Origin of the sequence: Nonomuraea sediminis (assembly GCF_018531495.1) — a bacterium.
In the GTDB taxonomy this organism is placed as follows: Bacteria; Actinomycetota; Actinomycetes; order Streptosporangiales; family Streptosporangiaceae; genus Nonomuraea; species Nonomuraea sediminis.
The window spans coordinates 110,427-122,830 of sequence record NZ_JAHDTI010000005.1 but is presented as its reverse complement, the minus strand read 5'-3'; the positions used below and the strand labels follow the sequence as shown (position 1 = coordinate 122,830).

8 protein-coding genes are annotated in these 12,404 nt (G+C 72.5%); 5 read left to right on the top strand and 3 right to left on the bottom strand.

What is annotated here, in order from left to right; genetic code table 11:
- Positions 1-113: 113 nt before the first annotated feature.
- The 4 genes from KIK09_RS25105 to KIK09_RS25090 all read left to right on the top strand — a co-directional run bounded on the left by KIK09_RS25105 (position 114) and on the right by KIK09_RS25090 (position 5,414).
- Positions 114-1,625, top strand: a complete 1,512-nt coding sequence (locus KIK09_RS25105; RefSeq protein ID WP_214321792.1) for an alpha/beta fold hydrolase — start codon at positions 114-116, stop codon at positions 1,623-1,625.
- An 87-nt stretch (positions 1,626-1,712) separates the two neighbouring features.
- The gene (locus KIK09_RS25100) at positions 1,713-2,201 is read left to right on the top strand and encodes a (2Fe-2S)-binding protein (protein WP_250573760.1); all 489 of its coding nucleotides are present in this window, start codon (positions 1,713-1,715) and stop codon (positions 2,199-2,201) included.
- Positions 2,188-3,183 carry an FAD binding domain-containing protein gene (locus tag KIK09_RS25095; protein WP_214321790.1) on the top strand — a complete coding sequence of 332 codons (996 nt, stop codon included), beginning with the start codon at positions 2,188-2,190 and terminating at the stop codon, positions 3,181-3,183. Before KIK09_RS25100 ends, KIK09_RS25095 begins: the two co-directional genes overlap by 14 nt.
- Positions 3,180-5,414, top strand: coding sequence for a xanthine dehydrogenase family protein molybdopterin-binding subunit (locus KIK09_RS25090; protein WP_214321789.1), 2,235 nt, complete (start codon positions 3,180-3,182; stop codon positions 5,412-5,414). The genes KIK09_RS25095 and KIK09_RS25090 overlap by 4 nt, the downstream gene beginning before the upstream one ends.
- A gap of 3 nt (positions 5,415-5,417) precedes the next feature.
- On the opposite strand, the gene KIK09_RS25085 is transcribed toward KIK09_RS25090, so the two are convergent.
- Complete coding sequence (locus KIK09_RS25085; RefSeq protein ID WP_214321788.1) at positions 5,418-6,362, bottom strand: DUF6891 domain-containing protein; 945 nt, start codon at positions 6,360-6,362, stop codon at positions 5,418-5,420.
- Between the two features lie 111 nt (positions 6,363-6,473).
- Here KIK09_RS25085 and KIK09_RS25080 point away from each other — a divergent pair, with 111 nt between their 5' ends.
- Positions 6,474-7,880 (top strand): DHA2 family efflux MFS transporter permease subunit, encoded by a 1,407-nt coding sequence (locus KIK09_RS25080; protein ID WP_214321787.1) that lies wholly within the window; start codon positions 6,474-6,476, stop codon positions 7,878-7,880.
- Between the two features lie 67 nt (positions 7,881-7,947).
- Here the strand turns inward: KIK09_RS25080 and KIK09_RS25075 are convergent, their stop codons facing one another.
- The gene (locus KIK09_RS25075) at positions 7,948-8,901 is read right to left on the bottom strand and encodes a hypothetical protein (protein WP_214321786.1); all 954 of its coding nucleotides are present in this window, start codon (positions 8,899-8,901) and stop codon (positions 7,948-7,950) included.
- A gap of 3 nt (positions 8,902-8,904) precedes the next feature.
- Positions 8,905-12,342, bottom strand: coding sequence for a serine/threonine-protein kinase (locus KIK09_RS25070; RefSeq protein WP_214321785.1), 3,438 nt, complete (start codon positions 12,340-12,342; stop codon positions 8,905-8,907).
- Positions 12,343-12,404 lie beyond the last annotated feature (62 nt).

The following is a 12,404-nucleotide window of genomic DNA, read 5'->3' as shown; positions in this document are numbered from 1 at the left end:
GCGCAGTGAGCCCTTCAGCGAAGGGGATCGCGGGCCTCTACCCGGCCATCCGCGCTTCCCGAAGCCCTGGCCGCCACCTTGTGGTCGGTGGGGCTTCGGATCAAGGTGGAGGCATGGGCGACGGCAGGCTGATCGGCATAGGTGGGGTCGGGCTGTGGGTTGACACCGTGGGCGACCCGGGCGATCCGGCAGTGGTGCTGATCTCGGGTGCGGCGGCGTCGATGGACTGGTGGGAGCCGGAGTTCTGCGCGCGGCTGGCGGACGGCGGCCGGTTCGTGATCCGGTATGACGGGCGCGACACCGGGCGATCGCCTGTCGCGCCGGCAGGGGCACCCGACTACACCGTCGATGATCTGGCCGGTGACGTCGTCGGGTTGCTTGACGCGCTGGGGATCGAGCGGGCGCATCTGGTCGGCGTCTCGATGGGCGGGGCGCTGGCCCAGCGGGTGGCGGTGGAGCGTCCCGACCGGGTCGCCTCGCTGGTCCTGATCGCGACGAGCCCGGGCGGTCCCGGGGGTCCACGCCATCCGGACCTGCCGCCGATGTCGGAGGAGTTGCGGGACTATCTCGCCACCGAGGCGCCACCGGCGTCGGACCGTGAGGCCGTGGTCGAGTTCATGGTGGATCGCGAGCGTCGCCTCGCGGGGCCGGGGTATTTCGACGCGACCCGGGTGCGGGCCCTCGCCCGGCAGATCGTCGACCGTACGGCCGACCTCGCGGCGAGCCTGGCCAACCACTGGCTGATCGAGGGCGGTGCCCCGGTCCGGCCCCGGCTCGGTGAGATCACCGCGCCGACCCTGGTCGTCCACGGGACCGCCGACCCGCTGTTCCCCTACGGTCACGCCCTGGCCTTGGCGCGGGAGATCCCGCAGGCGAAGCTGCTGCCGCTGGAGGGAGTCGGGCACCAGCTGCCGCCCCGGGAGGTGTGGCCCGTGGTCGTTCCGGCGATCCTGGCGCACACCTCGGGCGGCTGGGGTGCCCAGGGCAGCCGGCTGGCCGCGCGGTCGATCGCCGACGGCGACCCCACCGGCTGGTTCGACCGCCTGTACGCCGCGGGCGCGTCCGGCGAGGTGCCGATGCCGTGGGATCGGGACACCGCGAACCCGCTGCTGGTGGAGTGGGCGTGCGGCCTGGCGCCGCGGCCGGGTGAGCGCGCGATCGTGGTCGGCTGCGGGCTGGGCGCCGATGCGGAGTTCGTGGCCGGCCTCGGCTACGACACGGTCGCGTTCGACATCGCCGACACGGCCATCCAGCTGGCCCGCGAGCGGCATCCGGGCAGCGCGGTGGAGTACGTGATGGGTGACCTGCTCGACCCGCCCGCGGCGTGGCTGTCCGCCTTCGACCTGGTGGTCGAGGTCATCACGGTGCAGGCGCTGCCCGACCCGCCCCGGCACACGGCGATCGTCAACGTGGGCCGGCTGGTGGCGCCCGGTGGCACGCTCATCGTCGTCGCCGCCCGCAGGGACGACGCCGGCGAGCTGGCCGACGGCCCGCCGTGGCCGCTGCCGCGCGAGGAGATCGAGGCGTTCGCCACCGGCGGCCTGCGACCGTTCCGAGTCGAAGAGCTGACCGGCCCGCACGACCCGGACGATCTGCGCTGGCGAGCAGAATTCCGCCGCCTCTGAACCCGGGCTTTGTCGGGTCTTGCCGGTGGGTCTACCGGCGATGGGGAACCTATGTCGGTGGTCTATCCCTGGGGGAGGGAGCCGGTCATGGGCGTACATGAACGAGGTCCGGAAGCCGTAGAGGTCAAGCTGTCCGTCAACGGCGTGACGCACGTGCTGCGGATCGAGCCACGGGTCAGCCTGCTCGACGCCCTGCGGGAGCGGATGGACCTGATGGGCACCAAGAAGGGCTGCGACCAGGGCGCGTGCGGAGCCTGCACGGTGCACGTGGACGGGCGGCGGGTCGTGTCGTGCCTGACGCTGGCGATCGCCTGCGAAGGCCGCGAGGTGACCACCATCGAAGGCCTGGCCGACGGGGCGCTCCACCCGATGCAGGAGGCGTTCGTGCGCAACGACGCCTTCCAGTGCGGATACTGCACGCCCGGCCAGATCATGTCGGCCGTTGCGCTGCTGGAGGAGGGGCACGCCGACGACGACGCGGAGATCCGCGAGTGGATGAGCGGCAACCTGTGCCGGTGCGCCGCCTACCCGAACATCCGCCAGGCCATCAGGGAGGTGCGCGATGCGACCGTTTAGCTACCTGCGGGCCGAGGACGTGGCGGGCGCCATCGCCACCGTCGCCGACGGCCGCGAGTGCGCCTTCCTGGCCGGCGGCACCACCGAGGTCGACATGCTGCGCATCGGCACCGAATCGGTCGACCTGCTGGTGGACATCAACGACCTGCCGCTCGCCGAGATCGAGGACCTGCCCGGCGGCGGGCTGCGCATCGGCGCGCTCGCCCGGATGAGCGACGTCGCGCTGGCGCCCGCCGTACGCGACAGATATCCGATGATCTCGCAGGCGCTGCTGCTGGGAGCCTCCGCGCAGTTGCGCAACATGGCCAGCATGGGCGGCAACCTCATGCAGCGCGTGCGCTGCTCCTACTTCCGCGACATGCGCTCGAACTGCAACAAGCACGCGCCGGGCACCGGCTGCGCGGCGATCGAGGGGATCAACCGCGGCCACGCCGTCCTCGGGACGAGCGAGCACTGCATCGCCACGCACCCCTCCGACGTCGCCGTCGCGCTCGTCGCGCTGGACGCGGTCGTGCACGTGGAGGGCCCGGGCAGGACGCGCCAGATCCTGATCGACGACTTCTTCCTGGTCCCCGGCGACGCGCCGCAGGTGGAACACCCGCTCTTCCGCGGCGAGCTGATCACCGCGATCGAGGTGCCCGCCGTGCCGATCGCCCGCAGGTCGACCTATGTGAAGGTCCGCGACCGCGAGTCGTACGAGTTCGCGCTCGCCTCCGCCGCCGCCGCGATCAGCGTCGAGAACGGCACGATCAACGAGGTACGGCTGGCCCTGGGCGGCGTGGCGACCAAGCCATGGCGGGCCAGGCGGGCCGAGCAGGTCATGACCGGCGCGCCCGCCACCAGGGAGACCTTCGAGCAGGCAGCGCGCGAGGAGCTGGCGCCCGCGGTCGCCCGGTCGATGAACGGCTACAAGATCGAGCTGGCCCAGCGGACCATGATCCGGGCGCTGGAGACGGCGATGACGCTGGGAGAAGGACGATGACCACTATCGGACAGCCCGTCGAGCGCGTCGACGGGCGGCACAAGGTCACCGGCTCGGCCCGCTACTCGGCGGAGATCCTGCTGCCCGGCCTCGCCTACGCCGTGCTGATCGGCGCCGAGGTGCCCAGCGGCAGGATCACCGGCATCGACGCCGGTGAGGCCGAGCGGGCCGAGGGCGTGCTCGCCGTACTGACCCATCAGAACCTGGGGCCGGTGGCCGAGGACCAGCCGAAGCTGTTCCCGTCGCTCGGCGGCGGGCCGTGCCCGGGGCAGTCGTTCTTCCCGATGCGGGACGACGTCGTCCACTACGCCGGCCAGCACGTGGCCATCGTGGTCGCCGACACGCTCGAGCGCGCCGAGTACGCGGCGAAGCTGGTGCGGATCACCTACGCGCGCACGCCCGCGATCACCACCATCGAGCAGGGCCGCGGCCAGATGTACGAGGCGGAGCGGCTGTTCGCCGGCATGGTGCCGGGCCACGTCACCCGCGGAAACGTCCAGGCGGGGCTGAACGAGGCCGAGGTGCAGGTGACGGCCACCTACCACTGCGCGGCCAACCACCACAACCCGATCGAGACGTCGGCGACCACGGCCGTGTGGGACGGCGACCTGCTCACCCTCTGGGACTCCACCCAGGGGCCCAACGCCACGCAGCTCACGGTCGCCGCGCAGCTGGGCATCCCGCTCTCGCGGGTGCGGGTCGTCGCGGAGTACGTGGGCGGCAGCTTCGGCTCCAAGGCCATGATCTGGGACCATCCGGCGCTCGCCGCGCTGGCGGCCAGGCACGTGGGCCGTCCGGTACGGCTCGCGCTGAGCAGGGAGCAGATGTTCGACTCCGTCGGGCACCGCGAGGAGCAGGAGCAGCACCTCGTCCTGGGCGCCAGGTCTGACGGGCGGCTGACCGCGATCCGCCACTACAAGCTCTCGCCGACCTCCCAGTTCGACGACTGGGCCGGGCCCGCGCTCAGCTGCTCGCAGTCGGTGTACGCGTGCCCCAACTACGAGGGCGTCTACCGGCTGATCAAGGCCAACACCATCACGCCGTCGTTCATCCGCGGACCCGGCGAGGCGGAGGGGATGTTCGCCCTGGAGACCGCCATGGACGAGCTGGCCTACCAGCTCGGCATGGACCCGATCCAGCTGCGGCTGGTCAACCACGCCGACCTCGACCCCGAGACCAGGAACCCGTGGTCGAGCAAGGGGCTCAAGGAGTGCTACGCCCGCGGCGCCGAGCTGTTCGGCTGGAGCGAGCGCGACCCGCGGCCGCGCTCGCACAGCGAGGGGAACCTGCTCATCGGCACCGGCATGGCCACCTCGTTCTATCCCGTCTACCCGGTCTTCACGCCGCAGCGGGCCCGCGCCCGGCTGTACGACGACGGCAGGGCCGTGGTGCAGGCCTCGTTCTCCGAGTTCGGCACCGGCGTGCGGACCGCGATGAGTCAGGTGGCCGCCGACGCGCTCGGCGTGGGCGTCGACGCCGTCAGGTTCGAGTGCGGCGACACCGCGCTGCCCAACACCGTCGCCGCGGTCGGCTCGGCCGGCAGCGGCGTGTTCAGCGCCGGCGTGCACGCCGCCGCGACCGTGCTGCGCGAGCAGCTCGTCGCGCGGGCGAGCGCCGACGTCAAGTCGCCGCTGCACGGCGCCGACCCCGGCCAGGTCGACGTGGCGGACGGCCGGATGACGGTTCGCGGCCATCCCGACCGCGGTGAGAGCTATGTCGAGCTCATGCGGCGCAACCATCTCACCGACGTCGAGGCGGTTGGCAGCTGGGACCCGCCGCCGCCGGACGAGAAGTTCGCGAGCGCCACCTTCGGCGCCCAGTTCGCCGAGGTCGCCGTCGACCAGGACCTCGGCACGGTGCGGGTGCGCAGGATGACCGGCGTCTTCGCGCCCGGGCGGGTGCTGAACAGGCAGGCCGCGCACAGCCAGCTCATGGGCGGCATGCTCTGGGGGCTCAGCCACGCCCTGCTCGAGGCCACCCACATGGACCCGGTCGAGGGCCGCTGGGCCAACGCCAGCCTCGGGGACTACCTGGTGCCGGTGAACGCCGACGCCCCGGACGTCCAGATCGAGACCATCGAGGTCGAGGACACCGTGGTCAACCCGCTGGGGGTCAAGGGCGTGGGGGAGATCGGCATGGTGGGCGCGGGCGCGGCCATCGCCAACGCGATCTTCCACGCCACCGGCCGCCGCCACCACAAGCTCCCCATCACCATCGAGGACATCCTCTGACGGTCAGTCCCAGCGGCGAGTCTCCAGCTCACCCAGCCGGTCGACGGCGACCCGGTCCTCGCGCGCGAGCACGGTGACCAGGTCGTGGGCCTCGTCCGGGGTCACATGACGCCCGTAGGAGCAGCGGTTGGCCTGGTCGAGGGTTTCCAGCCACAGCCGCCGTCCCTGCTCCCAGCACATCTGGACGACCCCGCCCGACGGGCCCTCGAAGACGGCGAAGTTGTCCGCCACGGGCGTCAGGTCGAGCAGAACCGTCCTGGCCTCCGCCAGTGACATCGCCACCGGCTCGTCCACCCCGCGGCCCCGCCGGTAGTCGCAGTAGGTGACGGCCAGCCGCTCAGGGCCAGGGGCCGCCGGGGCGGGGCCGCCAGGCCGGCCGGCCAGCCGGCCGAAACGCCGCCGGCGCCAGGTGAGGGGTACCCCGATCCGGGTGCCGGGATCGCCGTTCCAGTCCACCTCCAGGCCACGGCCCCGGATCGCCGCGGCCACCTCGGCGCCGATCTCGGCCTGGTCCGCCGCCCGGTCGGCGTCGGTGAAGATCCCGTAGGCCAGGAAGAGGCCGCCGCCCTGCACGGCGGCGGCCATGTCCTGCCGGTGGCAGAAGACGTAGCCGCGGTAGGCGTCGCGTTCGCTCTCGGGCACCTCCCCGCCGATCTCGCTGATCCCGCAGCTCTGGCAGCACGCGAAGTCGACCCTGGCCACGATCCCGGCGAGATCGAGATCCCTGAACGCGCGCAGCAGCCGGTCGGAGTCGAGGACCTCCGGCCAGGCCCGCTGCCCGTCCAGATAGCCGGCGAACTCCTGGACGGCGACGTCCCGCGCGAGCGATCCGGCGCCGGGAGCGCCCTCCAGGTACTCCGTGCCCTGCTCGACGATGCCGTCGAAATCGTCCTCGCCCAGCGCGAGCAGCAGCCGTACGCGCTCACGCAGGCCATTCTCATCGATCACGCCAGGAGTCTAGGGGGCTGAGGCTTCTTCATTACCTGTCGCGTAATCGCGCTCATACAGGGGCTGGCGGCATTGTCGACCTTGCAACGGCCACCACACCAGGAGAGCACGATGACCGCCATCAAGGCACCCGAGTCCGCGGGCACCCGGACGGCAGATCCCGGCAAGGGGACCCTGCTGGTCCTGCTGTCCGGGCTCTTCATCACCACCCTCGACTTCTTCATCGTCAACGTGGGAATCCCCGCCATCCAGCGCGACCTGCACGCCACCCCCTCGCAGATCCAGTTCGTCGTCGCCGGCTTCGGCCTCGCGCTCGCCGCCGGGCTGATCATCGCGGGCAGACTGGGAGACCTGTACGGCCGGCGCAAGATGTTCGCCATCGGCCTGGCGGCCTTCACCGTGGCGTCGGCCCTGTGCGGGGAGGCGCCCACCGCGGGGATACTCATCGCCGCCAGGGTCCTGCAGGGCCTGGGCGCGGCGCTGCTCATGCCGCAGGTCCTGGCGATCATCAACACCGTCTACACCGGTGAGAGCAGGGCGAAGGCCTTCAACGCCTACGGCGTCACGATGGGCTTCGGAGGCGTGTTCGGGCAGCTCATCGGCGGCCTGCTGATCAACGCGGACGTGTTCGGGCTCGGCTGGCGGACCATCTTCCTGATCAACGTGCCGGTCGGCGCGATCGCCCTCGCCCTGGTCCCGCGCATGGTGCCCGAGTCCCGCCTCCCCGGCGGCGGCCCGCGGCTGGACCTGGCGGGCACCGTACTGGTCTCGCTCGGCCTGGTCGCCATCGTCTTCCCGCTGGTGCAGGGCCGCGAGCAGGGCTGGCCGCTGTGGACCTGGGTGTGCCTGGCGGCGGCGGTCGTCCTGCTGACCTCGTTCGTGCTGCACCAGCGGCGGGCCGCCGCACCGCTGGTCAGCCCCGAGCTGTTCCGTAACCGCTCGTTCTCCGTGGGCATGGTGGTCAGCCTGCTGCACGCGATGACGATGGGCTCGTTCTTCCTGATCCTGGCCCTCTACCTGCAGCAGGGCCGCGGGCTTGACGCCATGGGCTCCGGGCTCATCTTCCTGCCGCTCGGCATCGGCTACTTCGCCTCCTCGACGCAGGCGGCCAAGCTCGCCGCGAAGCTCGGACGCCAGGTCGTCACGCTCGGCGCGCTGGTCATGGCCCTCGGGTACGGCATGCTCGCCCTGTCCGCCACGGGCCTCGGCGACCACGGTGCGGTCGCCTGGATCATCCCCGGCCTCGTGGTCGCCGGCGCGGGCATGGGCCTGGTCATGGCACCGCTGCCCGCCCTGGTCCTCAGCGGTGTCGACCCCCGGCACGCCGCCTCCGCGGCCGGTGTGCTGAGCACCTCGCAGCAGGCGGGCGGCGCGATCGGCGTGGCCGTGGTCGGCCTGGTCTTCTACGGAGCCCTGGGCACCTACCCGCACGCCTTCGCCATGGGGCTGATCCTCCTCATCGCCCTGGACGTGATCGTCGCCGCCCTGGTCCAGGCGCTGCCCAGAACCAACCACTGACCCCGAGGTAGGTGGCCGTTCGCCCCACCATCGGTCTGGACACAGACCGATGGTGGGGCTTTCGCCGTCAGGTCACCGTCACCGGGCGCTCAGGGGTCGACTGTCCCGCGCTGTACTGGCCCTGCTTGCGGAAGACCACCACGCGCCCTCCCGACACCTGGGCATGCTCGGTGATCTTGTATCTGCCGTGGCTGTCGGTGTCGTCGTTGAGATCTGGGTGGTCGGTTCCGTCCACCCGGAGCAGCACCGAGCGGTTGCTGACGACGCTCCAGCCGTTGCCCGTCCAGTATCGGACGGTGCCGCTATGGGTGACGATCTTCCCCCTGTGTACTTTCTTCGGTGTCCGGCCGTGGCTCACACTGACGTCTCCCACTGATCGCCTGACCGTCGATCGAGTCTCGGCGCTCCTGGTGGCGCGCAGATCGCCGCCGCCCTGGAACTCTGCACGCCAGAGTCCCGACTCGACCGCCGTGGCGGTGGCGGTGAACCGGCCGCCCTCCCCGGTCTTCGTCTCGGTGATCACGTGCCAGGCGTACTCGTCGTCGGCCCTGAAGGACACCAGGATGGGCTGCCCATCCGGCAGGCTCGACCAGTCGTCGCCCCCGGCCGCCCGTTCCAGGCGTCCGGTGAACGTCAGCAGGTCTCCGGGATCGACCGTTTCCGGCTCGACGGCGAAGCCGCGGATGCGGGTCTCGACGGTGCCGGTACGGTCGGCGACCTCGAAGGACGTCTCGGCGGAGTCCTCACCGATCGCGACGTCGACCTGCCACTTCCCCCGCCCGTCACTGATCGTGGACTCCGCTTCCCACGCCTGCTCGAAGTCGCTCTCGCCGGTCCGGGCGAACCGCAGCCGCACCTGCTCGCCGCCAGGCCCGGACAGGGTGCCCGTGACCGTGTCCCTCGGACCGTTCTCGCTGGTGGCGACCGTGATCGCGAAAGGCTCGCCGAGGAGCACGGTGGGAGGGGTCACCTCGACGGACTCGATCTGGGGGAAGTGGTCGTCTCTACGGAGCAGCCTCATGACTCAGCACACCTTCCTGAAGGGGATTTCCGGGATGTATCGCTGCCACATGGAGCGATCCAGCGTGGCGTGGGCGCGTGCGCAGACCGCGTCCGCGGCCAGGCCGGGGTCGACGGGATAGGTCTGGACGGTGCCGTCCTGGCCCGCGCTGCGCAGCCATCGGCCGTCGGCGGTGTAGGCCAGGGCGAGCACCTGGCGGACGTGCGCCCGGTAGGAGTCGCCCACCGGCACCAGGCGCCCGGTGTCCCACAGGCGCACCGCGCCGCTGGTGCCGCCGGTCGCCAGCAGTGTTCCCCCGGGGGAGAAGGCCAGCGCGACGACGGTGTCGAACTCGGCGTGGTCCGGCCACAGGCGGCCCAGCGACCGGCCGTCCGTGGCGTCCCACAGATCGACGCCCAACTGGTGGAAGCCGGTGGCGACGCGCGAGCCCGCGTACGCGATGGAGTGGACCCCGTCGATGCCGCCGCCGAACGGCTTGTCCACGACGCCACCGCCGCGCAGGTCCACCACGGCGCTGTCGAGACCGCCGACGGCCAGGGCGCCGCCGTCGGGACGGAAGGCCATGGCGCGGTCGCCGTCCCTGGGCAGGGTGCGGGTCCGGGTCAGCGTCGCCACGTCCCACAGCTCGGCCGGGCCGTCGTCGGGCGCCGCGGCGAGCGTCCGCCCGTCCGGGCTGAAGACCAGGCCGTCCACCGAGTCGCCGTGGGCCAGCCGTACCCTCCCTGAGGGGGAGCGGCGGGCCACGTCCCACAGGGTCACCTCGCGCGAGTCCGCGGCGCCGGCCGCGAGCCACCGGCCGTCGGGGCTGAAGGCCAGCACTGAGGAGGCAGCCTGGCCGCGCAGCGTGCCGAGTTGCCTGCGCTCGGCGGTGTCCCACAGCAGCAGCCTGTTGCCGGATGCGACGGCGGCCATCCGCGCGCCCGGCCCGAACGCCGCCGCGTCGGCGGAACGCGACACCTTCAGCGGGCGCAGATCGTGCCCCAGGTCGAGGGTGGCCACCGAGCCGCGCCCTGTCAGGTAGGTGATCCGGGTGTGGTCGCGGCTGAGCCGCGCAAGCGGGCTGTGCATGGTGTCGGCCAGCGCGTAGCGCAGGACGGGCGCGGTGCCTGAGACGTCCCACACGCCCAGGTTGGCCCGGTCGGAGGCCACCAGCATCGTGCCGTCGTCGCTGTAGGTCATCCAGCGGGAGGACATTCCCTCGGCCTCCGTCCCCGGCTTGAACCCTCCGGCGGCCAGGTCCCAGACGCGCACGCCGCCGTCCACGCTCAACGAGACGGTGCCCGCCCGCCCGAAGGCAACACCGTCCGCCCGCCCGCCGTGCGGCGCGGGCAGCGGGCGGCGCGACCGCAGGTCCCACAGCTGGAAGCGGCGGTCGCTGAACACCAGCGCGGCCAGGCGCCCGTCGGGGGAGATCACCACGTTGTCGGCCAGGTCGTCGCGCACCCGGACCAGCGGTTCGCCACCGGAGGCGGGCCACACCCCGAGGGTGTCACCGGCCAGCAGTCCCAGGAGGCGGTCGTCGGCGCTGAAGACCACCTCGCTCGCCTCCTGCCGGATGGTCGCACCCGGCTTCCCGGTGGCCAGGTCGAACACGCGCACGCCACCCGACCCGCTCACCGCCACCCGCGTCAGGTCGTGGCTCAACGCGATCGCCCGCACGCCCAGGCCGACGCCGCCGACCGAATGCAGGACCGCCCCGCTCGCCAGGTCGCGCAGCACGACCTGCCCCCTGTCGGCCACCGCCTCGGCCCGCCCGTCGGCGCTGAGGTCGAACACCGCGTCGGCGCTGGCCAGCGGGGGCGAGACCACGCTCACCTCCTTCTGGGCCAGCGAGCTGTACAGCGCGGCCCTGCCCTCGTCCACCGGCGCGATGCGCCAGGCGGCCACGCTCAGCAGCATCGCCGGCTGCGGCTGCGAGGTCCGCAGCTCGCCCGCCAGCACGGCCGTCCTGCGGGCGATGGCCGTGTCACGTTCCCGCACGGCTGCCCCTCGCTGGTCCACGGCCACTCCCGCCGCCGCCAGTGCCACGGCGAGCAGTACGGCCAGCGTCACGATGATCTGCCTGCGGCGGCGCGCCCGGACCCGGCTCATGGCCAGCCCGGCGTCGAGGAAGGCGTTCTCGACGAGGTTCAGCGTGGCATGGTGGCGGCCGGTCGCGGCCCAGCTCAGCGCCTCCTCCAGATGGCTGCCGTGGTAGAGGTCGGCCGGGCGGCGGCCGTGCTCGTGCCAGTGCTGCGACGCCTCGCCCAACCGGCGGTGGACCAGCAGGCCGTCACGATCTGCTTCGATCCACTCCCGCATCCGCGGCCAGGCCCGCAGCAGCGCGGCGTTGGCCAGCGAGAGCGTGTCGCCGTCGCGCACGACCAGCTCGGCGCGGGCGAATCCGGCCAGCACCCGCTCGGCGTCGGCGGCGATGACGACGCCGTCCTCCAGCTCCGCCGTCCGCACCTTCCTGAGCATGTCCTCGGCGCCATCACCCGGCACGACCATGCGGAGCATGATCTGCGGCACCAGCACCCGGTCCTCGGCTCGCAGCCGCTGGTAGATCCCCTCGGCCACCGACTCGAGCGGAGGCGGGGCCAGCTCGGCGGGGGAGCGCACCGGCTCGGCCGCGCGGCTGCCCTCGGCCAGCAGGGCCTGCAGCTCGCCGAGGTCGCCGACCAGGCCGAGCAACAGCATGCGGGCCGTCGGCCGGGACTGCGGGTCCTTGGCCATGGCGGCGGCCACGAGCGAGCGCAGCGGCTCCTGCAGCGGCGACAGGTCGGGTTCCGCGGCGAGGATCTGATGGAACAGCGCCGCCATGTTCTCGCCGTCGAACGGGTCGCGCCCGGTCGCGGCGAACAACGTCACCGCGCCCCACGCCCACACGTCCACCGGCGGGCCCGCCCGCTCCCCGATGACGCTCTCCGGCGCCATGAACGCGGGCGTGCCCGCCGTCTGACCGGTGGGGGTGAGCGACATCTCCGAGGTCCTGGCGATCCCGAAGTCGATCACGCGCGGCCCGTCGGGCCCGATGAGCACGTTGTCCGGCTTGAGGTCCCGGTGGATCACGCCGGCCTCGTGGATCGCGGTCAGCGCCGTGGCGATCCCGGTGGCCAGCCGGTACAGGTCGTCGGGCCCGTACGGGCCGCCGGTCTCCACGGCGCGGCGCAGGCTGGGGCCGCCGACGTACTCGCTGACGATGAAGGGCCTGGCTCCGTCGAGCTCGACCGCCAGCACCCGCGCCGTGCAGAACGCCGAGACGCTGCGCGTGGCGGCGGCCTCCTTGGCGAACCTGCGCCGCAGCTCGGCCCCCGCCCCCGGGTGCAGCACCTTGATCGCCACGCGCTGCCCGGCAGGGCCGTAGCCCTCGTAGACGACGCCCTGACCGCCCTCTCCCAGCCGCCCCGCGAGCCAGAACTCGCCCAGCTGCCGCGGATCCCCCGCCACGAGTGCCGACATGCACCGATGGTGCGACTCACTACGGTCAACGCCAAGAGGCAGACCGCAAACACGCCCCGACG